The organism is Streptomyces tailanensis (assembly GCF_008386495.1).
In the GTDB taxonomy this organism is placed as follows: Bacteria; Actinomycetota; Actinomycetes; order Streptomycetales; family Streptomycetaceae; genus Streptomyces; species Streptomyces tailanensis.
In genome coordinates this window covers 35,292-60,346 of sequence record NZ_VTHJ01000004.1, presented here as the reverse complement: position 1 = coordinate 60,346, position 25,055 = coordinate 35,292, and the positions used below count along the sequence as shown (strand labels likewise).

21 protein-coding genes are annotated in these 25,055 nt (G+C 67.4%); 11 read left to right on the top strand and 10 right to left on the bottom strand.

Going from position 1 to position 25,055, the window contains the following annotated elements; translation table 11 throughout:
* Window positions 1-214: 214 nt before the first annotated feature.
* From rpmH to F3T56_RS04900, 9 genes are all read left to right on the top strand, one after another.
* Complete coding sequence (rpmH, locus tag F3T56_RS04940; protein WP_005482975.1) at window positions 215-352, top strand: 50S ribosomal protein L34; 138 nt, start codon at window positions 215-217, stop codon at window positions 350-352.
* A gap of 21 nt (window positions 353-373) precedes the next feature.
* A complete protein-coding gene (gene rnpA / locus F3T56_RS04935) occupies window positions 374-745 on the top strand; it encodes a ribonuclease P protein component (RefSeq protein ID WP_149823451.1) in 372 nt (123 codons plus the stop codon).
* Window positions 742-1,095 (top strand): membrane protein insertion efficiency factor YidD, encoded by a 354-nt coding sequence (gene yidD, locus F3T56_RS04930; RefSeq protein WP_149823450.1) that lies wholly within the window; start codon window positions 742-744, stop codon window positions 1,093-1,095. Before rnpA ends, yidD begins: the two co-directional genes overlap by 4 nt.
* 3 nt (window positions 1,096-1,098) lie before the next feature.
* Window positions 1,099-2,370 carry a membrane protein insertase YidC gene (gene yidC, locus F3T56_RS04925; RefSeq protein ID WP_149823449.1) on the top strand — a complete coding sequence of 424 codons (1,272 nt, stop codon included), beginning with the start codon at window positions 1,099-1,101 and terminating at the stop codon, window positions 2,368-2,370.
* A gap of 15 nt (window positions 2,371-2,385) precedes the next feature.
* Window positions 2,386-2,901: a Jag family protein gene (locus tag F3T56_RS04920; RefSeq protein ID WP_149823448.1), complete on the top strand. Its 516-nt coding sequence runs from the start codon at window positions 2,386-2,388 to the stop codon at window positions 2,899-2,901.
* A gap of 116 nt (window positions 2,902-3,017) precedes the next feature.
* The gene (rsmG, locus tag F3T56_RS04915) at window positions 3,018-3,734 is read left to right on the top strand and encodes a 16S rRNA (guanine(527)-N(7))-methyltransferase RsmG (RefSeq protein WP_149823447.1); all 717 of its coding nucleotides are present in this window, start codon (window positions 3,018-3,020) and stop codon (window positions 3,732-3,734) included.
* Between the two features lie 281 nt (window positions 3,735-4,015).
* Complete coding sequence (locus F3T56_RS04910) at window positions 4,016-5,089, top strand: ParA family protein (RefSeq protein WP_149823581.1); 1,074 nt, start codon at window positions 4,016-4,018, stop codon at window positions 5,087-5,089.
* The gene (locus tag F3T56_RS04905) at window positions 5,086-6,183 is read left to right on the top strand and encodes a ParB/RepB/Spo0J family partition protein (RefSeq protein ID WP_149823446.1); all 1,098 of its coding nucleotides are present in this window, start codon (window positions 5,086-5,088) and stop codon (window positions 6,181-6,183) included. The genes F3T56_RS04910 and F3T56_RS04905 overlap by 4 nt, the downstream gene beginning before the upstream one ends.
* 323 nt (window positions 6,184-6,506) lie before the next feature.
* Window positions 6,507-7,124: a GNAT family N-acetyltransferase gene (locus F3T56_RS04900; RefSeq protein WP_149823445.1), complete on the top strand. Its 618-nt coding sequence runs from the start codon at window positions 6,507-6,509 to the stop codon at window positions 7,122-7,124.
* Window positions 7,125-7,176: 52 nt separating this feature from the next.
* Here the strand turns inward: F3T56_RS04900 and trxA are convergent, their stop codons facing one another.
* From trxA to F3T56_RS04865, 7 genes are all read right to left on the bottom strand, one after another.
* Window positions 7,177-7,509 (bottom strand): thioredoxin, encoded by a 333-nt coding sequence (gene trxA / locus F3T56_RS04895; protein WP_045558506.1) that lies wholly within the window; start codon window positions 7,507-7,509, stop codon window positions 7,177-7,179.
* Window positions 7,510-7,550: 41 nt separating this feature from the next.
* Window positions 7,551-8,522, bottom strand: coding sequence for a thioredoxin-disulfide reductase (gene trxB, locus F3T56_RS04890; RefSeq protein WP_149823444.1), 972 nt, complete (start codon window positions 8,520-8,522; stop codon window positions 7,551-7,553).
* 172 nt (window positions 8,523-8,694) lie between these two features.
* On the bottom strand, window positions 8,695-9,675 hold the full coding sequence (locus F3T56_RS04885; RefSeq protein WP_149823443.1) for a hypothetical protein: 981 nt from the start codon (window positions 9,673-9,675) through the stop codon (window positions 8,695-8,697).
* A complete protein-coding gene (gene sigM / locus F3T56_RS04880) occupies window positions 9,672-10,385 on the bottom strand; it encodes an RNA polymerase sigma factor SigM (protein WP_149823442.1) in 714 nt (237 codons plus the stop codon). Before sigM ends, F3T56_RS04885 begins: the two co-directional genes overlap by 4 nt.
* A 27-nt stretch (window positions 10,386-10,412) precedes the next feature.
* Window positions 10,413-12,140 (bottom strand): protein kinase family protein, encoded by a 1,728-nt coding sequence (locus F3T56_RS04875; protein WP_149823441.1) that lies wholly within the window; start codon window positions 12,138-12,140, stop codon window positions 10,413-10,415.
* Window positions 12,141-12,258: 118 nt separating this feature from the next.
* Window positions 12,259-14,484 (bottom strand): murein biosynthesis integral membrane protein MurJ, encoded by a 2,226-nt coding sequence (gene murJ / locus F3T56_RS04870; RefSeq protein WP_149823440.1) that lies wholly within the window; start codon window positions 14,482-14,484, stop codon window positions 12,259-12,261.
* A gap of 47 nt (window positions 14,485-14,531) precedes the next feature.
* Window positions 14,532-16,940 (bottom strand): DUF6049 family protein, encoded by a 2,409-nt coding sequence (locus F3T56_RS04865; protein ID WP_149823439.1) that lies wholly within the window; start codon window positions 16,938-16,940, stop codon window positions 14,532-14,534.
* Between the two features lie 236 nt (window positions 16,941-17,176).
* On the opposite strand from F3T56_RS04865, the gene F3T56_RS04860 reads away from it, so the two are divergent.
* Window positions 17,177-18,625, top strand: coding sequence for a CCA tRNA nucleotidyltransferase (locus tag F3T56_RS04860; RefSeq protein ID WP_149823438.1), 1,449 nt, complete (start codon window positions 17,177-17,179; stop codon window positions 18,623-18,625).
* Between the two features lie 118 nt (window positions 18,626-18,743).
* Here the strand turns inward: F3T56_RS04860 and F3T56_RS04855 are convergent, their stop codons facing one another.
* The 3 genes from F3T56_RS04855 to F3T56_RS04845 form a co-directional block, all read right to left on the bottom strand.
* Window positions 18,744-20,033, bottom strand: coding sequence for an MFS transporter (locus F3T56_RS04855; protein WP_149823437.1), 1,290 nt, complete (start codon window positions 20,031-20,033; stop codon window positions 18,744-18,746).
* A 78-nt stretch (window positions 20,034-20,111) separates the two neighbouring features.
* On the bottom strand, window positions 20,112-21,194 hold the full coding sequence (locus F3T56_RS04850) for an inositol-3-phosphate synthase (protein WP_149823436.1): 1,083 nt from the start codon (window positions 21,192-21,194) through the stop codon (window positions 20,112-20,114).
* Between the two features lie 44 nt (window positions 21,195-21,238).
* The gene (locus F3T56_RS04845; RefSeq protein WP_149823435.1) at window positions 21,239-21,919 is read right to left on the bottom strand and encodes a PadR family transcriptional regulator; all 681 of its coding nucleotides are present in this window, start codon (window positions 21,917-21,919) and stop codon (window positions 21,239-21,241) included.
* A 372-nt stretch (window positions 21,920-22,291) separates the two neighbouring features.
* Between F3T56_RS04845 and F3T56_RS04840 the strand changes: the two genes are divergently transcribed.
* The gene (locus F3T56_RS04840; protein WP_172638803.1) at window positions 22,292-24,961 is read left to right on the top strand and encodes a transglycosylase domain-containing protein; all 2,670 of its coding nucleotides are present in this window, start codon (window positions 22,292-22,294) and stop codon (window positions 24,959-24,961) included.
* Window positions 24,962-25,055 lie beyond the last annotated feature (94 nt).

Below are 25,055 nucleotides of genomic sequence, written 5' to 3'. Positions count from 1 at the left end.
TCCCGGTGACCTCTGGTTTGACCGGATGGCGTAGCCGCGCGTACCGTAACCAGGTCGAGTTGTCGATGGCTGCTGCCGCCTGCCTCCGATGGGCACAGATCGCGTCAGGTGATCGGAAAGCGGTGCACTCGGGCGTTAATACGAGCTACTCGTGGGCGCACGGTGACAGCCAGGACGGCACCCGCAACTACCGATTTATTTCTGGAGCCCCCGAGTGAGCAAGCGCACCTTCCAGCCGAACAACCGTCGTCGCGCGAAGACCCACGGCTTCCGCCTGCGGATGCGTACCCGTGCCGGCCGCGCGATTCTCGCGAACCGCCGCAGCAAGGGTCGCGCCAGCCTGTCCGCCTGATCCTGATCAGGTCATGACGTCGTGCTGCCTACCGAGCATCGGCTGAGGCGGCGCGAGGACTTCGCGACCGCGGTACGACGAGGGCGCCGGGCCGGACGCCCGCTCCTTGTCGTTCACCTACGTAGCGGTGCCACAGACCCGCATGCGCCTGGGGAGAGCGCTCCCCCGACGCGTGCGGGTTTCGTCGTAAGCAAGGCCGTCGGCGGTGCGGTCGTGCGCAACAAGGTGAAGCGGAGACTTCGCCATCTGATGCGCGATCGAGTCGCCCAGTTGCCCCCCGGTAGCCTGGTAGTCGTACGAGCGCTGCCCGGTGCGGGTGACGCCGACCACGTACAACTGGCCCAAGACCTGGATGCCGCCCTACAGCGGCTGCTGGGAGGGGGCGCGCGATGAAGTACCCGCTGCTGGTGCTGATCAAGCTGTACCAGTGGACCATCAGCCCGTTGCTCGGGCCGGTGTGCAAGTACTACCCGTCGTGCTCCCATTACGGGTACACGGCCATCGACCGGCACGGTGCGATCAAGGGAACGGCACTCACAGCTTGGCGCATCCTGCGGTGCAACCCCTGGTCGCTCGGCGGTGTGGACCACGTCCCGCCGCGCAAGCGGCCGCGGTGGCACGAGATGGTGCGTGGCACGTGGCGCGCACGCAAGGGCGGGTCCTCCGCCGTCGAATCGGCCACCGAGGGGCACGTTCCTTCGAGCCCGGCCGCCGAGAGCCCGTCCCATGCCCAAGGAGCATGATTAGTGGACACGATTGCCAGTCTCTTCAGCTTCATCACGACACCTGTCTCCTGGGTCATCGTCCAGTTCCACACGGTGTACGGCGCCCTCTTCGGCGATGACACCGGGTGGGCCTGGGGCCTGTCCATCGTGTCCTTGGTGATCCTGATCCGTATCTGCCTGATCCCGCTCTTCGTGAAGCAGATCAAGGCGACCCGGGCCATGCAGACGCTCCAGCCCGAGATGAAGAAGATCCAGGAGCGCTACAAGAACGACAAACAGCGTCAGTCCGAAGAGATGATGAAGCTGTACAAGGAGACGGGCACCAACCCGCTCTCCTCGTGCCTTCCCATCCTGGCGCAGTCGCCGTTCTTCTTCGCCCTGTACCACGTGCTCAACAGCATCGCGAACAACGACACCGTCGGTGTCATCAACGAGAGCCTGCTGGCGAGCGCGCAGAAGGCGCACATCTTCGGTGCTCCGCTGGCCGCGACGTTCACGGACACCGCGGCGGAGGCCTCGGCGCTCGACGCCTCGATCACCACCGTCCGCATCGTCACCGCGGTCATGATCGTCCTGATGTCGCTGTCGCAGTTCTACACGCAGCGTCAGCTGATGACGAAGAACGTCGACACCACGGTGAAGACGCCGTTCATGCAGCAGCAGAAGATGCTGATGTACATCTTCCCGATCATGTTCGCCGTCTTCGGCATCAACTTCCCGGTCGGTGTCCTCGTCTACTGGCTGACCACCAACGTGTGGACCATGGGCCAGCAGATGTACGTCATCCACAACAACCCGACCCCGGGTTCCAAGGCCCAGGCCGCTTACCTGGAGCGCCTCTTCAAGCACGTCACGCGGCACGGCAAGACCCGCAGCCGCAGTGAGCGCGCCATAGTCAAGGCGATCGTCGCCAAGGGCCGTGACCGCAACGAGTACGAGCGGAAGTTCATCACCGGTCTGAGCAAGGAGGGCCTCGCGGCCCAGGCCGACGGCACCGTCGTCAAGAGCGAGGCCTCGGCCGTCGCCATCGCCGAGGACGGTACGCCGACCGGCGCTCCCAAGCGCCAGCAGCCCAAGCGTCAGACCAAGGCCCAGCGTCAGTCCGGTGCGAAGACCGCCGACGACACCGAGCCGAAGGCCGGGCCCTCACTGACCAAGTCGGACGAGCCGGAGGACACCAAGCCGGCCGCCGCCAAGAAGGCCGCGCCCAAGACCGGCGCCGGTGGCCGAAGCAAGGCGCAGTCCGGTCAGCGCAGGGGCCAGCAGCGCCCCAAGTCCCCGTCCAAGAAGTAAGAAGGAGCCCATCCCGTGACGGAAGGCACCACCCCCGCCGCCTCCTCCGAGGGTGGCGACACCCTCACCCGCCTGGAGCAGGAGGGTGAGATCGCGGCGGACTACCTCGAAGGTCTGCTGGACATCGCCGATCTCGACGGCGACATTGACATGGACGTCGAGGCCGACCGTGCCTCTGTCTCGATCATCAGCGACACGGGCAGCCGCGATCTGCAGAAGCTCGTCGGCCGCGACGGCGAGGTGCTCGAGGCGCTTCAGGAGCTCACGCGTCTGGCCGTGCACCGTGAGACCGGCGACCGTAGCCGTCTGATGCTGGACATCGCCGGCTACCGCGCCAAGAAGCGTGCCGAGCTCTCGGAGCTGGGCGCCAAGGCCGCGGCCGAGGCCAAGAGCACCGGCGAGCCGGTGAAGCTGCAGCCGATGACGCCCTTCGAGCGCAAGGTCGTGCACGACGCGGTCAAGAGCGCGGGCCTGCGCAGCGAGTCCGAGGGCGAGGAGCCGCAGCGCTTCGTCGTCGTGCTTCCCGCCTGATTCGGTACGTTCGTTCCTCCGGCCCCGTCTGTCCGCAGGCGGGGCCGTAACTTTGTCAGCCTGTTGTTCTGGTGTCAGCGCCCAGTGCGCTTTTGCGGTACGGAAGGACGGTCCCGGTGACGGAGGCAGCGGAGCTTCCCCCTGCGCCCGAGCAGGCGCGCGATGTATTCGGTGATCGCTACGCGGACGCAGTCCGTTACGCCGAACTCCTGGCGGAAGCGGGGGTGCAGCGAGGGCTCATCGGCCCGCGGGAAGTGCCCCGCCTGTGGGAGAGGCATCTGCTGAACTGCGCGGTGCTCTCCGAGGTCGTTCCCGAGGGGGTGACGGTCTGCGATGTCGGCTCGGGTGCCGGACTGCCCGGCATTCCGCTGGCCCTCGTCCGGGACGACCTGAAGATCACGTTGCTGGAGCCCCTGCTGCGGCGTACCAACTTCCTGACCGAGGTTGTTGAGCTCCTGGGCCTCGACCATGTGACCGTCGTCCGTGGCCGTGCCGAAGAGGTACTCGGGACGCTGCACCCGGTCCATGTGGTGACGGCACGGGCCGTGGCTCCGCTGGACCGACTGGCCACCTGGGGCATTCCGCTGCTGCGTCCCTACGGAGAGATGCTGGCCCTCAAGGGCGACACCGCCGAGGAGGAGTTGAAGAGCGCGGCCACGGCTCTGAGTAAGCTCGGTGCGGTGGAGACATCCATCCTTCATGTCGGTGAGGGTGTCGTGGACCCGATGTCCACGGTCGTCCGCGTGGAGGTGGGGGAGAGCCCGGGCGGCGTGCGCTTCGCAGCGAAGCGCGCCAAGGCGGCCCGTACGGGACGGGCACGTCGGCGCCGTTGATCTGGACGTTGGCTGATCCGTCCTGACGACGAGTCGTACTCCACACAAGCTTCCAAACCTACGCATCTCGGAGTGTCGCGCGGTTGTGACCTGTGCCGCTAGGCATCGTGTTTCACGTGAAACGTCGCTCATTGCTGCACGGCATCATCGGCCGTGGCCGCGCTGCGGCCGAACCGCGCGACCGGAAGCCTCTCGGGTCACTCGGAGAGGTAACGGAGTTGTCCACAGAGGTGGATTTCTCCACAGAACACCAGGCCTCACTGGTTCACGACCCCGAAGACATGGGAGGCTCTGTTCATTGCGAGCCTGAAGTCGAGGAGAGTGAATCCTTGCGGTCCGACGCCAACATCGCGGGACCGATGACCGATCCGGTCCCCGGTCCCCGTACCGAGTCGATGGGGGAGGATGTTTCACGTGAAACACCGCCCCCGATGGACGACACTCCCATCGGTCGTGCTGCCCAACTGGCGGTAGAGGCTCTGGGCCGCGCAGGCGAGGGTCTGCCGCGGCCCGAGCAGACCCGGGTCATGGTGGTCGCCAACCAGAAGGGCGGGGTGGGCAAGACCACGACGACGGTCAATCTCGCCGCTTCGCTGGCCTTGCATGGCGCCCGTGTCCTAGTGGTCGACCTTGACCCTCAGGGCAACGCGTCCACCGCGCTGGGGATCGACCATCATGCCGAGGTGCCGTCCATCTATGACGTGCTGATCGACAGCAAGCCGCTGGCGGAAGTCGTCCAGCCCGTTCCCGATGTCGAGGGACTTTTCTGTGCCCCTGCCACGATCGATCTCGCCGGTGCGGAGATCGAGCTGGTGTCCCTGGTGGCCCGAGAGAGCCGACTGCAGCGGGCGATTCAGGCGTACGAGCAGCCCTTGGACTACGTCCTCATCGACTGCCCGCCCTCGCTCGGCCTGCTGACGGTCAATGCGTTGGTCGCCGGCCAGGAAGTCCTCATCCCGATCCAGTGCGAGTACTACGCACTGGAGGGCCTCGGACAGCTGCTCCGCAATGTCGACCTGGTGCGGGGGCACCTCAACCCCGTCCTCCATGTGTCGACCATTCTGCTCACCATGTACGACGGCCGGACGCGTCTGGCGTCCCAGGTCGCCGAAGAGGTGCGCACCCACTTCGGCGACGAGGTACTGCGGACGAGCATTCCCCGCTCGGTCCGTATCTCCGAGGCGCCGAGCTACGGGCAGACGGTACTGACTTACGATCCAGGATCGAGCGGTGCCCTCTCCTACCTTGAGGCGGCACGAGAAATCGCACTGAAGGGTGTGGGCGTAGGGTACGACCCGACGCACGCCCATATCGGTGCTCAGAACAATCCGAGTGTGGTGGAGGGGATCCAGTGAGCGATCGACGGAGGGGGTTGGGCCGTGGTCTCGCCGCACTGATCCCAGCAGCCTCGACAGGAGAGAAGGAGTCTCCGGCAGCGGGAGCACCCGCGTCCACACCACCGGCGGCGGCATCGGTCTTCACCCCCGAGCGTGGACTGGCGGCCTCGAAGGTGGCTACCCTCCCGCCTGTTTCACGTGAAACAGAGGAGCTGCCGACGAACAGCGCGGTGGAGTCACCTGCGGCACCCATCGGCGCCTACTTTGCCGAGCTGCCCCTCGACTCCATCACCCCGAACCCACGCCAGCCGCGCGAGGTGTTCGACGAGGACCTTCTCCAGGAACTCGTCACCTCCATCAAGGAGGTCGGCCTTCTCCAGCCCATCGTCGTACGGCAGGTGGGCCCGGCTCGCTATGAGCTCATCATGGGTGAGCGGCGCTGGCGAGCCTGCCACGAGGCCGAGCTGGAGGCGATCCCGGCGATCGTGCGGGCCACGGACGACGAGAAGCTTCTTCTGGACGCGCTTCTGGAGAACCTGCACCGTGCCCAGCTGAACCCGCTGGAAGAGGCGTTCGCCTACGACCAGTTGCTCAAGGACTTCAACTGCACACACGACCAGTTGGCGGACCGCATTGGCCGATCCCGCCCGCAGGTCTCCAACACTCTGCGTCTGCTGAAGCTCTCAGCCGCGGTTCAGCGCCGTGTGGCCGCCGGTGTCCTCTCGGCTGGGCACGCTCGGGCGCTGCTCTCCGTCGAGGACTCGGAGGAGCAGGACAAGCTGGCTCACCGGATTGTGGCCGAGGGCCTCTCGGTCCGCGCCGTCGAAGAGATCGTCACGCTCATGGGCTCGCGGCCCAAGACCACCGCGAGGGCCAAGGGGCCACGGGCCGGCTCAGTGCCCTCTCCGGCGCTGGGCGAGCTCGCCACCCGGCTCTCGGATCGCTTCGAGACGCGGGTGAAGATCGATCTTGGCCAGAAGAAGGGCAAGATCACCGTGGAGTTCGCCTCCACGGAAGACCTTGAGCGGATTCTGAGCACGCTCGCTCCGGGCGAGAAGCTCGCTCTCCAGAGGAGTCTCCTGGACGACGACTCGGAGGATTCGGAGGACTGAATCTTCGAATGGCAGGACAGCCTTCGGCTGGTCGACCGCCCGAGCGGGCTGTGTCCGATGTATACCGGACACAGCCCGCTCTTTGCTTTCAGGCGGTATCTAGGCAATCACATCGTGGATACGATGCGTTCGGGATGGCGCATCCACCTGACGGCACCTTCAATAGGAGGCGGGGCAATGCGAACCGTGAGCCGTTCCGGTCTGGTGACCGCGGGCCTGGGACTGGGCGCGCTCGGCGGGTTCGTCGGCAGCCTGCTCAGGGAGCGAAGCGCTCTGACAGCCGCTCGCGACGCCGCGGGCGAAGGAAGCGAGGAACAGCCTTCATGGGGCGTCGGCTCGTACCGCTCACGCTGGACAACCTTCAGGACCTTCCCAAGCGCTGTCGCTCGTGTGTCTTCTGGGAGCTGGACCCAGTCAGCGGCGAGGCCGCGGTAAAGGCCGGCACTCCCGCACTGGAGAAGGAAGCGTGGATCTCCGCCGTTCTGCTGGACTGGGGGTCCTGCGGCCGAGTCGTCTACGTGGACGAGGTGCCGGTGGGCTTCGTGCTCTACGCGCCTCCGGCCTATGTGCCCCGCTCCATGGCGTTCCCCACGAGCCCGGTGTCCCCCGACGCGGTCCAGCTGATGACTGCCTTCATCATGCAGGGCTATCAGGGCCAGGGCCTCGGCCGTGTGATGGTCCAGACGGTTGCCAAGGACCTGCTGCGGCGGGGCTTCAAGGCGATCGAGGCCTTTGGCGACGCTCGCTGGAAGGAACCGGCGTGTGTCCTGCCCGCCGATCATCTGACGGCTGTGGGATTCAAGACGGTCCGCCCTCATCCCATGTATCCGCGGCTGCGGTTGGAGCTGCGGACGACGCTCTCCTGGAAGGAGGACGTCGAGTTGGCGCTCGACCGGCTCCTGGGAGCTGTGCAGAAGGAACCGGCGCTGCGGCCGCTCTAAAGCGAATGGGCCGACCCAGGAGGGCCGACCCATTCATGTTTCACGTGAAACATCACTCAGCGATGAAGTCCTCGAGGTCGCGCACGATTGCGGCCTTCGGCTTGGCGCCGACGATGGTCTTGGCGACCTCGCCGCCCTGGTAGACGTTCAGGGTCGGGATTGACATGACCCCGTACTTGGCAGCGGTGGCCGGGTTCTCGTCGATGTTGAGCTTGACGATCTCGATCTTGTCGCCGTACTCCTGGGCGATCGCTTCGAGGGACGGCGCGATCTGGCGGCACGGACCGCACCATGCGGCCCAGAAGTCCACCAGGACGGGCTTGTCGTTCTTGAGAACGTCCTGCTCGAAGGAGTCGTCGGTCACGTTCTTCAGGGTGCCGGCCACAGAGGGCTCCTAACTGATTGGTGCGGTGGGGCGGATGAGGGTCAGACGGTGGTCTTCTCGGGCTCGGGGGCCTGCTCGCCGTCCGCGAGGGCGGCGAGATAGCGCTCGGCGTCGAGGGCGGCGGAGCAGCCGGTGCCGGCTGCGGTGATCGCCTGGCGGTACGTGTGGTCGACGACGTCCCCGGCGCCGAAGACACCGGTCAGATTCGTGCGGGTCGACGGGGTGGCCACCTTCAGGTAGCCCTCGTCGTCCAGCTCGAGCTGACCCTTGAAGAGTTCCGTGCGCGGGTCATGGCCGATCGCGATGAACAGACCCGTCACCGGCAGGTCGGACGTCTCGCCCGTCTTGACGTTGCGCAGCTTCAGCCCGGCGAGCTTCTGGTCGCCCTGGACCTCGGCGACCTCGCTGTCCCAGATGAAGGAGATCTTCGGGTCGGCGAACGCGCGCTCCTGCATCGCCTTGGAGGCGCGCAGGGTGTCACGGCGGTGGACGACGGTGACGGACTTGGCGAACCGGGAGAGGAAGGTGGCCTCCTCCATGGCGGTGTCACCGCCGCCGATCACGGCGATGTCCTGGTCCTTGAAGAAGAACCCGTCACAGGTGGCGCACCAGGAGACACCGCGGCCCGAGAGAGCGTCCTCGTTGGGCAGCCCGAGCTTGCGGTGCTGGGAGCCTGTGGTGACGATGACGGCCTTGGCACGGTGCACGGTGCCCGCGGTGTCCGTGACGGTCTTGATCTCGCCGCTCAGGTCGACGGCGACGACGTCGTCCGGAACGAGCTCGGCGCCGAAGCGCTCGGCCTGGGCCCGCATGTTGTCCATGAGGTCGGGTCCCATGATCCCGTCACGGAAGCCGGGGAAATTCTCCACCTCAGTGGTGTTCATGAGGGCGCCGCCTGCGGTGACAGCCCCTTCGAACACCAGCGGCTTCAGCGACGCGCGCGCGGTGTAGAGCGCTGCCGTGTAGCCGGCGGGCCCGGAGCCGATGATGATCACGTTACGGACGTCGCTCACGGCTTGATTCCTCGTCTCTGGAGACTGCTGCGTACTGCCGGTGGGAGCTGCTCTCGGAACTCTCACCCCACCCAACGGATCCTAAGGGGCGTGCATTCCCGGTGTGTCCGGGCACACGGAGATGAGGGACCGCACAGGGATGCCAGGGGCGACGGAACGCGAGAGACGGGACTCAGCGACCGGCGTAGGACCGCTTCAGCAGAACCTCACCGGCAGGCTCCGAAGCTTTGTCCATGCAGGAGGCGTCGACGATGTACACGGTGACGCGTGTGTCGTCGGAGCGGTCGGGCAGCAGCACGAGATACGCCTGCGCTCCCCGGTAGGTGCCCGACTTGGAAGCGATCGCGCCCGTGGTGTCGCCGATGCCCTTTGCGATGCAGTCGGGCACGGCGGTCTTGAGGACTGAGTTCGTGCTCTTCTCCTGAGACTCCGGCGTCCCTTTGACTCCGAGGGAATCCTCGCCGGGTGAGGTCTGGCCCTGGGACTCGTCCAGGAGATCCTCTACTTGCTTCTCCAGCTTGATTCCGGAGAAGGAGTCGGAGGCCGCGCTCTGCGCTGCTGTCGTGGGGTCGTTGCCGGAGCCGTTGTCGTTCATCGACTGGACCAGAAGCGCGCTGAGGCCCAGCGTGGCCACCGCGAAGACGGCACCGAGAACCGTCCTGCGGCGGTTGCGGCGCTTCTGACTCGTTCGGCCCGGGCCGGTGGAGGCGCGCGAGTGGCCGACCGGGCGATCCGCTGCGGGCGATGTTTCACGTGAAACACGCACGCTGTCGTCTGCGGTCGATGCCGGACCGGAGGGGCTGAGCGTCGCGGGAACGTCCTTGGTCTCGGAGTCTGCGGGAACGTCGTTGATCTCGGAGTCTGCGGGAACGTCGTTGATCTCGGATCCGGATGCCGTGGAGTTCAGGAGGGCTTCGGCGGCGAGGGCGGCATCGATGCGCCCCGCCACGTCGTCGGGCATACGCACAGGGCCCGGCAGGGTGCCGAGCAGGCCGCGGATCTCCTCCAGCGAGGCGTAGACGTCTGCGCAGAGCGGGCACTCGTCCAGGTGGCGGCGCACATCCGCAGTACGGGTCGGCGGGAGCAGACCTTCGGTGAGGTCGGAGATCTCCGCGACTTCCGGGTGCCCGGCCGCGTCGGTCGTGGATGTCACGCGCGTCCACCTCCGCCCTTCACAGCAGCTGAATCGCTTGGCCCTGCATCATGTGGTCCCGCTGCGGGTGGGACGGATGTCCCCTGCGTCCGGTTCCTTCCATGCCTCGATTTTTCACCGCCGTCACCCCCTCCATCCGAGCGGAGATGGGCCAGAAGCGGCAGAAGTCTGGCTCTGCCACGGGCACAGCGACTCTTGACGGTGCCGGTCGGCACGTCGAGGATCCGCGCGGCCTCCGCCACCGGGTAGCCCTGCATATCGACCAGGATGAGCGCGGCCCGCTGGTCCTGCGGCAGGGTGCTCAGGGCATCCAGCAGCTGACGGTGCAGATCGTTCCGCTCGGCCGGAGCGGATGCCGACTCGTGCGGCTCCAGGAGCTGCTCCAGGCGCTCGGTGTCGTCGACGGGCGACGTCTTGCGGGAGGCAGCTTTGCGGGCGCGGTCCAGACAGGCGTTCACCGTGATGCGGTGCAGCCAGGTCGTGACGGCCGACTGGCCACGAAATGTATGCGCGGCCCGATAGGCGGAGACCAGCGCGTCCTGGACGGCGTCGGCGGCCTCCTCGCGGTCCCTCAACGTCCGCAGGGCCACCGCCCACAGCCGGTCCCGGTGGCGTCGTACGAGTTCACCGAAAGCGTCGGGATCGCCCTCGACATGGCGGGCGAGGAGATCCTGATCGTTTACTCCGCTGTGATCAGCGCCGTGCGCCATCGGACCTCCCCTCCCTCCGGTGAGCTCTCAGCCCGTGAACTTCACGTCGGTGATCGCCTGCTTGTAGCCGGAGTCACTGAACTGGTCACCGGCCGCCTGGGGCACCTCGGTGAGCCAGACGAGAACGTACCGGGTCTTCACCGGCTTCTTGGCGGAGATCTTCAGGCTCGTCCCGCTGGTCGTGTTCGTCGCGATCTTGGACATGGAGCTGAGCGGGGCGGACGACGACAGGGAGTCGGCCGCGTACAGCGTGGCCGTCGTGCGGTCGCCGGCGTAGTAGAGCCCTATCGACGCCGCGGACACCTCCTGGGCCGACCCGAGGTCGTAGACGATCCCGACGCCCTGCTTGAACGGTGCCAGCGTGGGGCCGTCGGTGTAGGAGTAGGTCCGCCAGTACGTCGATGTGTCCTTGTCGTACGTCAGATCCGCGTCGTTCGCGTGCTGCGGCTTCCCGTCCGGGTAGTACTCCGCGGCGTCCTGGATGCTGAGCGTCGTGACCGGCTTGGCGGTGTTGGTGCCCTTGTCGTTGTCGTCCGTCGTCTGACTCGTGTCCGTGTCACCGGACTGCTCACTGCGTTGCATGAGCGCGTCGGCCAGCTGCCAGCTGCCAAGGCCGAGCGCGGCGATGAGCAGCGCCGACACTGCCCACTTGAGGGCCTTGCCGGTCCGGCTCTGCAGCGGGGGCGGCGGGGTCGGCAGCGGCTGTGTGACGCCCGGGTGCTGCGTCTGACGGCCGTACGTCCCCTGCTGGTACGACGTGCGCTGGTAGTCGGGCGGGGCGGTGAACGCGGGCTCCGGCGGACGGATGCGGGGCATCTCACCGATCGCCTTCACCAGTTCCTCCGGCGTCGTGCACGGAGACTCGTGGCGTGATGCGGTGGCGCCGTCATTGGCGAGCGCGCGCATGGCGAGCTCCGACAGGCCACGGTGGACGCCCGCCCGTACCTGGTCGGGGGCGATGAGCCCCACGCCCTTGGGTAGCCCGGAGAGACCGTGCGCGTCGTTCTCGTACGGCCAGCGCTGGGTGAGCGCGGCGTAGAGGAGCGCGCCGATCGCCTCCGTGTCCGTGCGTTGCGGGGTGTCCGAACCGATGCCGCGCAGCGCGGCGTTCACGGCGAGACCGCGGATGCGCCACTGCCCGGAGGCGGAGCGCAGCACGGCGCTCGGGTTGAGCCGCAGATGGGAAAGCCCCTCGCGGTGCGCGGCGGCCATCGCATGGGAGACCTGGGTGACCATCTGGTACGCGTCATGCGGTTCCAGCGAGCCGGAGGCCAGGAGCGCCGTCAGTTCCGTGGCGTCGGGAAGCCACTCGTGCACCACGTACACGAGGTCGTTCTCCTCGACCGCGTCCAGCACTTGGACGAAGCGGGGATCGCCCAGCAGCGCCGAGGAACGTGCCGCCGCCAGCACGGTACGGGCGCGCGAGTGGTCGGCGGGCAGTACGTGCACCCCGACGGCGCGACGCAGTTTCTCGTCCACGGCACGCCAACTGCTGAAACCGTCCAGACGGGTGACGCACTCTTCGAGGCGGTAGCGCCTGGCGAGCTTGTGGCCGCTGTGCAGTTCGGGCGGTGTTGTCTGGGAAGGGCTCTCGGTACCGCCGCTCCCCTGTGCCTCTTCACTCGCCGAGCTTTCCGTGTCCCGCTCCCGGTTCTGGGCCTCCCCGTCGGCCGTGGACTGGTCCGCCTGCGCGGTCAGCGACTTGTCGCCGCTGTTGTCTGCCACGTCGACGGCAGCCGTGCTCCGTTCCGCCACCGTCGTTCCTGCCTCCCCATCCGTTGCGCGCTCTGCGACGCCAAAGCCAATTGTGCCCACAGTCCGCCGCTATGAGCGACACGCGGCGGCGGACGATGGTTGTGCGCGTACCCCCGCCTCAGCGCCCCAGCCGCCCGCGGACCATGCCGACCATCGAGTTGAGTTCCTCGATGCGCATGCGCCGCGCGGCGACATAGAAGACACCGAGCAGAACGATTCCTCCTCCGACGAGTGCGAGCATCGAGCCACCGACGCCCTGTCCCAAAGACTTGCTGATTCCGTAGCAGGCCGCACCGCTGAGCAGCGCCGCGGGCAACGAGGCGATGCACAGCCGCGCGTACGTCCGCAGGACCCTCGCCCCATCCAGGTCACCACCCAGCCGCTTGCGCAGCCGCCTCCAGGCGACGCCGACACCGATCATGTACGCCAGACCGTACGAGGTGGCCATGCCGACCACGGCCCAGCGGGCCGGGATCACGAAGAAGCAGACCGCCGAGGCGCTCGCGTTGACGGCGGCCACGATGACCGTGTTGTAGAACGGGGTCCGCGTGTCCTCGTAGGCGTAGAAGGCGCGCAGGACGACGTACTGAACGGAGTACGGGATCAGGCCGAGACCGAAGGCCATCAGCATGAAGCCCATGTTCGTGGCGGCGCCGATGCCGGAGGAACCGAAGATCAGTGTGCACATCGGGATGCCGAGTGCGACGAAGCCGAAGGCGATCGGCACGATGGCGACCGCCGTGGTGCGCAAGCCCTGTGAGATGTCGTCACGAACGGCGCCCGCGTCGTCCTCGGCGGCCGAGCGCGAGATGCGCGGCAGGAGGGCGGCCATGAGCGAGACGGTGATGATGGCCTGTGGCAGGCCCCAGATGAGCTGGGCGTTGGCGTAAGCGCTGAAACCGGTGCCGGAGATCTTCGTCTCCGTGACCGCCGCGGTCGCCAGCTGGGTGACGACGAGGGCGCCCGCCTGGTTGGCGAGCACGAACAGGATCGTCCACTTGGCGAGCATCGCGGCCTTGCCGAGACCGTGCCCCTTCCAGTCGAAGCGCAGCCGCAGCCGGAATCCGGTCTCCCGCAGGTACGGGACCATGGCCAGGGCCTGGACCACGAGGCCCAGGAGGATGCCGATGCCGAGCAGCCGCAGGCCCTCGGGCGGGATGTTGCTGACCTGCATTTTCGAGTCGGCCGCACTGCCGTAGACCCAGAGGAAAGCGCCGAGGGTGACGATGATGACGATGTTGTTCAGGACCGGGGTCCACATCATCGCGCCGAACCGGCCACGGGCGTTGAGGATCTGACCCATCACCACGTGGATGCCCATGAAGAAGATCGAGGGCAGGAAGTACCGCGTGAAGGTGACGGCGACGTCGTTGGCGTCGGCGTCCGTGGCGAGAGGGGTCGACAGCGCGCGGACGAGGAGCGGTGCCGCCAACATGGCGAGCGCGGTGAGCACGCCCAGGACCACCATGACCAAAGTCAGGAGCCGGTTCGCGTACGCCTCTCCGCCGTCGTCGTCCTCCTTCATGGCGCGCACGAGCTGCGGCACGAAGACGGAGTTGAGACCACCGCCGACGGTCAGGATGTAGATCATCGTCGGCAGCTGGTAGGCCACCTGGAAGGACTCACCGAGCAGGGCGAGGCCCAACGCCGAGACGATCATCGCCGACCGGATGAAGCCGGTGAGGCGCGAGACCATGGTGCCGGCCGCCATGACGGCGCTGGACTTCAGCAGTCCCGAGGCCCGCCCACCCTTCTTCGGGGCAGGCACGGGCGTGGCAGCGGGGGCCGGAATGGACTCCTCGTGCGCCGGGCGTCCCGGGCCCGGCGCTGGGGCGGGCGTCGGGTTGGGCACGGACGGCTGCCCCATCGGCGGGTGACCGCTCTGCTGCTGGTCCCGGAAGAGGTGAGCGAACGCGTCCGGCTCGTGGCGCTCCTCCCCGGCCTGGGTGACCAGATCGTCCACGCCCACGAACTGGGTCGGGCGGGCGTCGTCGCCGTACGGCAGATGCCGCGTCGGCCCCTCCGGCTCCGGCGCCGGCGTCTGCGCCCACACGCGCGGGTCGGGGGCGTACTGCGACGCCGCCGGCTGGGCGTACAGGGGCTGCTGAGGCTGGTAGGTGCCCGGAGGCGGTGGCGGGTGGGCGGCACGGTCGTAGAGCGCCTCGGCCACCGGGTCCTGGGCGGCCAGGTCCTGCGCGCGGTAGGGGTCCTGGTCGTAGGCGTCCTGGAGGTACATGTCCGCGGGGGGCTGCGGCGGTACCTGGCCCGGCCCGGGCAGCGGGCCGTCGGGGTAGCCCGAATCGGCCGCGCCCTGGCCGCGGTCACCGTCGTACGGCGCGTTCATGGTTACCCCACCTCATCGTCCCCGGGCCCACCGGCCGCGACAATCGCTCAACGGTCCACTCTCTCACCCGTGCCGGACGGGTCGGCGCTTTCCGGTGCGGTGTCCGGTGCCGGGTCACTCGGGTGCTCCGGCTCGTTTGCCCCGTACTCGACCGGGGACTCCTCCTCGGCAGTGTGTACGACTGAGGCTGCCTCGGCGTTCGAGTCCTCGTCCGGCGAGATGTCTTCCGACGAGTTGTCGTCGGTGGAGGATCCCTCCGCCTCCAGCCGGGCGGCGGCACGCTTGCGCTGCGTGTACATCCGGAACCCGGCGAGTACGAGGAGCAGGACGCCACCGGCGATGACCAGCATCACCGTGGGTGTGATCTCGGTGACGTTCACCGTGAAACGGACCTCGCCCCCGTACTTGTCACCGTCCTCCGTGTAGAGCTGGGCGACGACGGTGACCGGGCCGTTGGCCTCGGCGTTGGTGGTGAATTTCACCGACTCGCTGTGCCCGCCCGAGATGTCGACGGACTGCTCGTCGAAGGCCTCGTCGCCGATCTTCAGGCGCTTCGGGGCTTCGGACATGAGGCGCAGCGTCAGATTGTCGACGCCCTGCACCAGGTTGTTCTGCACGGTCACCGGGATCGTGGCACTGCGGCCCGAGAGCTTCGTCTCGGACTTCTCGATGAGCCGGACCTGGCTGGTGAGCGTGCCGAGATACGTCTCCACGTCGCCGCGGTATGCCTTTGCCTCCGCGCCGCGGCCCCGCCAGGACGTGGACATCTCCCGGTCCATGGTCCGGCCGAAGGGCGTGACCACACGGGACTGGTCGGTGAGGATCACCTTGAAGCGGTCGAGGTCGCTCTGTGTGGTCCGGATCTCCTCGAACGCCGACTTCGGCAGCGCCTGCTTGCGCAGCGACTTGGGGTACGCCGCGGCGGACGGGATCTTGGTGCTGGCGTCCGGGTCAGGCTTCGCGTCGGCGGCCGCGGACAGCTCCTGGGGCTGTGACCAGGTTCCTCCCTGGAGCGCCGTCAATGCCTGCGCCATCGTCTGTGCCTGGCTCACCGACGGCATGCGCTGCGGGGCGATCACGATGCTGCGCTGCTTGTTGTTCTGGAGGTCCGTCATCAGGCTCTGGGCGAGGAACCTCTGCACGGCCAGCGTGGAGCTCTCGGCCTTCGTCATGTCGCCCTGGAACGCCGTGGACAGCCGGGCGTCCGCCACGACGGCCGTGGTGCCGCCACCGATGGGACGCGCCGCGCTGGGCGTGTAGGACAGGCGGCTGCTCTCCTGCAGGCTGTCGCTGCGGGCGATCACCTTGTCGGCGCCCGCGGAGATGGCGACCTTGACGATCGACGGGTCGACGGCGCCGTTCACTGGCCAGGCGAATTCCGTGTTCGGCTCCACCCGGAGGACGTTCCTGACGGTGTCCGCGGCGACGTCGGTGGCGTCCTTCAGACGGCTCAGGGAGCCGGTGACCGTCTTGCCGTTGCGTGCCAGCGACGCCAGATCCGGGTCGGCGAACGGAAGGGCGATCACTTCCTCACCCTGGACCGCCGTCTCCAGTTCGGCCAGCCACTCCTTGGCGACGGCCTGGTTCTTGCCCGCGACGGTGGAGTTTCCGCTCCGGACGCTGTAGCTCTCTGTCATCGCGACGACCGACGCCAGCAGATCCGGATCGATCACCCAGGTGACGTCGAGGTCCTTGCCCAGCGTCAGCATCTGTTCCAGGCGGCCGCCGGCGGAGATCTCCTTGGCCAGGTCGTCGTTCAGGAAGGTGGGCGTCTGTTGCTCTCCGGGGCCGGTCTCGGCGGTGAGGTGGCTGGTGGAGATCAGCGGCCAGAGGTACGTCGTCTTCGTCTTCGTGTCCGCCTCGTCGGGCTGCCACGGCAGGAACGTGCGCTGCATGCCGAGGACCTGGTCGTACGAGGAGGCGGAGGTCCGGCCCGAGAGCGAGACGCCGAGCTGGTAGATACCGTCCGCGCCGAGGTCCAGCTCCTTGACGGGCACCGAGATGGTGAAGGGCTGGGCCACACCGGAGGAGAGTTCGGAGAACTTCTCCACGTACTTGCCGCCGACCTCCGTCCCGTCGACGAATTGGTCGAAACCGGTGCGCTTGGCGGCGTCGTCGATGGCCGAACGGCCCGTCATGGGCGCCGAGCCCACGCGCAGGCCCACATGAGCCGACGTGATCGTCTGCTTGCCCTTGTTCGTGACCGTGCCGGAGACCGTGATCGTGTCGCCGTCGGTGGGGACGCTGGGGCTGAGCGAGTCCAGGGAGACCTCTACGGTGTTCGCCCCTGTGGCGGCGGCCAGAGATGCCTGCTGCGCCGCCCGGGCGTCCGTGGCCGTGGGCAGCTGGAGCAGACCCGCCAGCAGAGGCGCCCCGGCGAACAGTGCTCCGGTGCGCTGCAGCCACCGGCGGGCAGGTGAGGCACTTGTCCCCTGGAAGTCTGCCGCCTCGGCCACGCGCTCGCCCGTCCCTCGTCGTCGTCAGTGGTCGTCGGAATGTGCGTCCACGCATGGTAACGATGCGCGCCGAGGGGAAGTGCCGCCGTCCGGCCCACAAGATCGGGGGACGAGCCCGTGCTGTCCCTGTATGTGCACGTATTAAGGGTGTCGGCGACGGGGGTATCTGCACGAAGCCCTTGTGCACATTCAATGGAGGCGACCGCTGCCATCGGGGCCACGTACCCTTTTCTGTTGTGCCCAACGCCAACGAAGACCCCAGTGCCCTGAGCCAGGTGCAGCGCCGCGCGGTGAGTGAACTGTTGCGGGTGTTCCCTGTCGCCGACGACCTCGCCCGCCGCTTCCAGGAGGCCGGGTTCTCGCTCGCCCTGGTCGGCGGTTCGGTCAGGGACGCGCTGCTCGGTCGGCTCGGCAACGACTTGGACTTCACGACGGACGCCCGCCCCGAGGACGTACTGAAGATTGTGCGCCCCTGGGCCGACGCCGTCTGGGAGGTCGGTATCGCCTTCGGCACGGTGGGGGCACAGAAGGACGGTTACCAGATCGAGGTCACGACCTACCGATCCGAAGCGTACGACCGGACCTCGCGCAAGCCGGAGGTGTCGTACGGCGACTCGATCGAGGAGGATCTCGTACGGCGTGACTTCACCGTGAACGCGATGGCGGTGGCGCTCCCGGAGAAAGAGTTCATCGATCCGCACGGCGGGCTGGAAGATCTCGCCGCGCGCGTGCTGCGGACCCCCGGCACTCCTGAGGAGTCCTTCTCCGACGACCCGCTGCGCATGATGCGGGCCGCGCGTTTCGCCGCGCAGCTCGACTTCGAGGTGGCCCCCGAGGTCGTCTCGGCGATGACCGACATGGCGGGACGCCTCGAGATTGTCTCGGGGGAGCGGGTACGGGACGAGCTGAACAAGCTGATCCTGTCCGCTCACCCCCGTGAGGGCCTGACCCTGCTGGTCGACACCGGCCTCGCCGGGCACGTCCTGCCCGAACTGCCGGCGCTGCGGCTGGAGCGCGACGAGCACCACCGGCACAAGGACGTGTACGACCACACGCTGATCGTCCTGGAGCAGGCGATCGCGCTGGAGGACAGCGGACCCGACCTCACGCTCCGCCTTGCCGCACTGCTCCACGACATCGGCAAGCCGCGTACGCGTCGTTTCGAGAAGGACTGCCGGGTCTCCTTCCACCACCACGAGGTGGTGGGCGCCAAGATGACCAAGAAGCGCATGACGGCCCTCAAGTACTCGAACGATCTGGTCAAGGACGTCTCGCGCCTGGTCGAACTTCACCTGCGCTTCCACGGGTACGGCACCGGGGAGTGGACGGACTCCGCCGTCCGCCGCTATGTGCGCGATGCAGGACCGCTTCTCGACCGGCTCCACAAGTTGACCCGCTCCGACTGCACCACGCGCAACAAACGCAAGGCGAACGCTCTCTCCCGTGCGTATGACGGTCTGGAGGAGCGCATCGCTCAGCTTCAGGAGCAGGAGGAACTGGACGCCATCCGCCCGGACCTCGACGGCAACCAGATCATGGAGATCCTGGGCGTCGGCCCGGGCCCGGTGATCGGGCAGGCGTACAAGTTCCTGCTGGAGCTGCGGCTGGAAAACGGGCCGATGGAACACGACGACGCGGTGGCGGCACTCAAGGAGTGGTGGGCCCAGGTGCCGCAGGTTTCGTGACGACAGGCCCTCCGCCTCCATGGGGCGGCAGCGCTGCGCGATGTTTCACGTGAAACATCGCGCCGTTTGACGCTCCACTGCGATGTTTCACGTGAAACATCGGCCCTCGCGCATCAGCTCAGCGTTGCCTCGGCAGTCCAAAGCGGGCCATGGCGGCAGCGGCGACTCCGTAGATCACGGCCACCGTGACCACCAGAGCGGCCGAGCGGCCGTCGGGAGGAAGCATCAGGGCGGCCACTCCGGCGGCGCCGACGAAAGCCACGTTGAAGAAGACGTCGTAGAGAGAGAAAACCCGGCCGCGGTAACCGTCGTCGACCGAGGTCTGGACGATCGTGTCCGTGGCGATCTTCGCTCCCTGGGTGACGAGGCCCAGGACGAAGGCCGCGATCAGTATCGGCACTTTCTCGAAGGGCAGGCCGAGGGCGGGTTCCAGCACGGCGGCCGCCGCCGCACAGGTGACGATCCAGAGGGCTGGACCCAACCGTCCGGCAGCCCAGGGCGTGATCACTGCCGCAGCGAAGAACCCCGCTCCCGAGATGGCCACGGCGAGGCCGAGGAGGGCGAGTCCCTCATCGGAGCCGGACGCCCCGGAGGTCGCTGGTGTCCAGGCGTACCGGCAGAGCATGAGCACCATGACCGTCAGGGCGCCGTAGCAGAACCGCATCAGGGTCATCGACGCCAACGCCCAGGCCGTGGCCCGTCGTCCCGTCTCGGCGAGATGCCGTACGCCCGCGACCAGGCCGCGTGCCGTGCCGACGATGGCCGCGCCCAGCCGTGGCTGCACCAACTCGGGGTCCGGGCCGAGCAGTTCTGGGGCTATGCGCAGCGAAGCGAGGGCCGCGCACAAGTACAGGGCCGCGCCGAGGAGGACCACCGCGGCGTCGGAGTCCGAACCCACCAACCGTACGACGAAGGCGAGTCCGCCGCCCGCGGTCGCAGCCAGCGTTCCGGCCGTCGGGGACAGCGAGTTGGCGATCACCAGACGGTCGTCATCCACCACGCGGGGCAGCGCGGCCGAGAGTCCGGCCAGGACGAAGCGGTTGACCGCCGTGACGCAGAGCGCGGAGACATAGAAGAGCCAGTCGGCGACGTGGCTCACGATGAGGGCGGCTGTCACGCACGCCAGCAGGACGCGCAGCAGACTGCCGTACAGCAGGACCTGACGGCGCCGCCAACGGTCCAGCAGGACGCCCGCGAAGGGCCCGACGAGGGAGTACGGAAGGAGCAGGACCGCCATGGCGGAGGCGATCGCGGCCGCTGACGTCTGCCTCTCGGGCGAGAAGACGACGTAGGTGGCGAGCGCGACCTGAAAGACGCCGTCCGCTCCCTGGGACAGCAGCCGTACGGCGAGCAGACGCCGGAAGTCCCGGAAACGCAGGAGTACCCGCAGGTCACGTACGACAGCCATGGCGCACAGCCTCACATACGGGGAGGGTCCCCGGGCGTATGACCCGGGGACCCTCAACAGGCCGGATGACAGGCCTGCCTAGCGCTCGACCTCGCCCTTGATGAACTTCTCCACGTTCTCACGGGCCTCGTCGTCGAAGTACTGGACCGGCGGCGACTTCATGAAGTACGACGACGCCGACAGGATCGGGCCGCCGATGCCGCGGTCCTTGGCGATCTTCGCGGCGCGCAGGGCGTCGATGATGACGCCGGCGGAGTTCGGGGAGTCCCAGACCTCGAGCTTGTACTCCAGGTTCAGCGGGACGTCACCGAAGGCGCGGCCCTCGAGGCGGACGTACGCCCACTTGCGGTCGTCCAGCCAGGCGACGTAGTCGGACGGGCCGATGTGGACGTTCTTCTCGCCGAGCTCCCGGTCGGGGATCTGGGAGGTGACGGCCTGCGTCTTGGAGATCTTCTTGGACTCGAGGCGGTCACGCTCGAGCATGTTCTTGAAGTCCATGTTGCCGCCGACGTTCAGCTGCATCGTGCGGTCCAGGACGACACCGCGGTCCTCGAACAGCTTCGCCATGACGCGGTGGGTGATGGTCGCGCCGACCTGCGACTTGATGTCGTCGCCGACGATCGGGACGCCCGCCTCGGTGAACTTGTCCGCCCACGCCTTGGTACCGGCGATGAAGACCGGAAGGGCGTTGACGAAGGCAACCTTGGCGTCGATGGCGCACTGGGCGTAGAACTTCGCCGCGTCCTCGGAACCGACGGGCAGGTAGCAGACGAGGACGTCGACCTGCTTGTCCTTGAGGACCTGGACGATGTCGACCGGGGCCTCGGCGGACTCCTCGATGGTCTCGCGGTAGTACTTGCCGAGGCCGTCGAGGGTGTGGCCGCGCTGGACGGTCACGCCGGTGCTCGGTACGTCGCAGATCTTGATGGTGTTGTTCTCGGAGGCGCCGATGGCGTCCGCGAGGTCGAGACCGACCTTCTTCGCGTCGACGTCGAAGGCCGCGACGAACTCCACGTCACGGACGTGGTAGTCACCGAACTGCACGTGCATGAGACCCGGGACCCTGGACGCCGGGTCGGCGTCCTTGTAGTACTCGACTCCCTGCACCAGCGACGCGGCGCAGTTGCCCACGCCGACGATGGCTACGCGAACCGAACCCATTCCGGTTGCTCCCTGTGTGTACGAGTGAGGTCCTGGCAGGGACCTCACGTGGCGGTGTCGCCGGGCGCATCCGGCCGAGGGGTGTCCTCGGACCGGGGCAGGGCGCCCGGCGCTCCCTCTGTGGTGTCGCGAGCGGGTTCTCCATGGGCGGGGCCCTTCAGGTCCCGGCCCGCCCGCTCGCTTTCGATGAGCTCGTTCAGCCAGCGCACTTCGCGCTCCACGGACTCCATCCCGTGGCGCTGGAGCTCAAGCGTGTAGTCGTCGAGGCGCTCCCGAGTGCGCGCCAGCGAGGCGCGCATCTTCTCCAGCCGTTCTTCCAGACGGCTTCGGCGGCCCTCCAGGACGCGCATGCGCACATCACGGGAGGTCTGCCCGAAGAAGGCGAAGCGAGCGGCGAAGTGCTCGTCCTCGTACGCGTCGGGGCCCGTCTGCGAGAGCAGTTCCTCGAAGTGCTCCTTACCTTCCGCCGTCAACCGGTAGACGATCTTGGCGCGGCGACCCGTGAGCGGGGCGGCGGGAGCGTCGTCCTGGGTACCACCCGATTCCTCGATCAACCAGCCGTTGGCGACCAGCGTCTTGAGACAGGGGTAGAGCGTTCCGTAGCTGAACGCGCGGAACACACCCAGCGACGTGTTGAGCCGTTTACGCAGCTCATAGCCGTGCATCGGGGCTTCGCGGAGCAGACCGAGGACGGCGAACTCGAGTATCCCGGAGCGCCGGCTCATGTCGCCTCCTCTTCGCCGCTGGCCTTCCGACACGCGTATATGCCGAGCCGATGTATCGACTCGATATATCCCGACGATAGAACGCCCCTCCGAATGCGACAAGTGGGGGTGCGGTGAACGGGATCACATCACCGATTCGTAGGATGCAAGTTGCCTGTTTTGGGATGAAGTTCGGTACTCAGTGGGTTTTGGCGGTGCGTAGTCTGTGCGGCATGCACACCACTGGGAACCGAGTGACGTTTGAGCACGCCGTCGTCCTAGGTGCGGTACGGATGAATGCCAACACGACCGCATCCGTACTTCGGGGGGACCGGAAACCAGCCGCCGTTTCCAGGCGCGCAAAGGTGCGCCTGCCCGAGGAGTAGTCGTTCGATGAGCGAGCACCGTCGCAAACCGCCGCAGCCGCAGGGAGGCGGACGTGCCGCGGCCCGACGCGGCCAGTCGGCGTCCTCCGGCCGCCGCGCGGCACCGCGGGGCGCCACCGGGTCACTTTCCGACACCTATGGGCCGGGAGGTGAGGAGACCCCGTACGAGGGCCGTGCTGCGGCTCGACGGGCGGCGCAGAGAAGCACTGGCACTGTCGGCGGCCGCCGTAGAGCGGCCGAGCCCGCAGGGCGTGGTCCCGGTCGTGGCCGCGGACGCGCCGCTCCACCCGGCAAGCAGCGCTTCATCGACTATCCACGCGCCGGCAAGTACGGGGCCATGCGATGGGTGCCCTCGTGGCGTCAGGTGACGGGGCTGTTCATCGGGTTCTTCGGATGCCTGGTGGCGGCGGCCGGTATCGGCTACGCGGTCGTGGCCGTCCCCGACCCGGCCCAGGCCGCGACGGCGCAGAACAACGTCTACTACTGGTCCGACGGCTCCCAGATGGTCGCGACGGGTGGTGAGGTCAACCGCCAGATCATCGCGTACGAGAAGATCCCCAAGGAGATGCGCTACGCCGTCATGTCGGCCGAGAACAAGACGTTCGAGACCGACAGCGGCGTCGACCCGATGGGTATCGCCCGCGCCGTCGTCAACATGGCCAAGGGCGGTCAGACGCAGGGTGGTTCGACCATCACCCAGCAGTACGTGAAGAACGCCATGCTCGACGACCAGTCGCAGACCCTGTCGCGGAAGGTCAAGGAACTCTTCATCTCGGTCAAGGTGGGTGCCTCCGTCGAGAAGGAAGAGATCATGCGGGGCTACCTGAACACGGCCTACTTCGGCCGTGGCGCCTACGGCCTCCAGGCGGCGGCCCGCACCTACTTCGGCAAGGACGCGGAGGAACTCAACGCGAGCGAGTGCGCGTTTCTCGCCGCGCTCCTCAAGGGCGCCACATACTACGACCCGGCCGGAAACACGGCGTACGACCCGGCGGCCACGGCACAGGCGAACACCAAGCGTGTCACGGAGCGCTGGAGGTGGATCCTGGAGGAGATGGTCAAGGACAAGCACCTGACGGCGGCGGAGCGGGACAAGTACCCCGAGTTCCCCAAGGTCCAGAAGCCTCGGTCCAACGCTCAGCTGGGCGGCCAGATCGGCTACCTGGTCGACACGGCCAAGGGCTACATCCTCAACAACACCAAGATCACGCAGCAAGAGCTCGAACGGGGCGGATTCGAGATCCACACGACCTTCGACAAGACGAAGGTCCAGGAGCTCGAGAAGGCCGTGAACAAGGTCCGCAAGGAGAACATCAAACCGAAGCAGCGCCCGGATACGGACACGCATGTGCAGTTCGGTGGCGCGTCGGTGAATCCGAAGTCGGGTGCCATCGAGGCGATCTACGGTGGTGAGGACGCCACCAAGCACTTCACCAACAATGCCGACGTCACCGGTGCGCAGGTCGGTTCGACGTTCAAGCCGTTCGTTCTGGCGGCGGCCATGGCTTGGGGCAAGCGCGATCCCGACCTCGGCGAGTCGCAGGCGCAGGACGAGGTCACCATCGTCTCGCCGAAGAGCCTCTACAGCGGCAAGAACAACCTCAAGATCAGGGACTACAACGGCGACATCTGGACCAACGAAAAGGGCGAGGAGTGGCTGCAGGCCAACGACGACGATGCGTCGTACGGCAGTCCGCCGAAGTACCAGATCGACCTGCGTGAGGCGATGCGGGTCTCGGCGAACTCCGCCTTCGTGCAGCTGGGCATGGACGTCGGTCTGGATCGGGTGAAGGAAGCGGCCATCGGGGCCGGCCTCAAGGAGGACAGCCTGGCGGGCACCAGCTTCCCGTCCTTCTCGATCGGCATCTCCGACCCCAGCGCGATCCGTATGGCGGGCTCGTACGCGACCTTCGCCGCGAGCGGCAAGCAGAACGACCCGTTCTCCGTCACGAAGGTCGAGTACGAGGGCCTGACGACGTTCGACCACGAGGACATCGCCGACACCAAGCAGGCCTTCACCCCGGAGGTCGCCGACAACGTCACCGACGTCCTCAAGACCGTCGTCGACGAGGGAACCGGTACCTCGGCCCAGCTGAGCGGCCGGCAGGTGGCCGGCAAGACCGGTACCACCGACGGCAACAAGTCGGCCTGGTTCGTCGGGTACACCCCCCAGCTGTCGACCGCGATCAGCATGTACCGCATGGACGACGACGAGTCCAACAAGAACCGCACCTTCCTGGAGATGTACGGAACGGGTGGCAAGGATTCGATCCACGGTGCCTCCTTCCCGGCCGAGATCTGGCACGACTACATGGAGGACGCGCTCAAGGGACAGCCGGCCAAGGACTTCCCGGAGCCCGAGCCCATCGGTGAGATCGTCAACGACGATCCGGACCCGATTCCGACGCCGACGGTGACCGAGCCCGAGGAAGAGGAGGAGAGCCCGTCGCCCAGCCCGTCGCCGAGCGAGAGCGAGGTTCTGCCGTCGCCGTCGCCCAGCGAGGCCTGCAACAACCCGTTCGACCCCACCTGTGGTGAGGTGACGGGAGGTACGGAGACGGGCGGCGCGGATACCGCCGGCACCGACGGCGGCGTGACTGCCACACCGACGGAGACAGAAGAAGACAGCACGAGAGGCAACCAGAACGGGGGGCTGTTCGGCGACAACACCGGATAGCACGCCACCCCATAGGGGATGTTTCACGTGAAACAAGGGCCACCGCACCCCTCAGGTGCGGTGGCCCTTGCCATGTGGGATGTAGCGGTCCTCG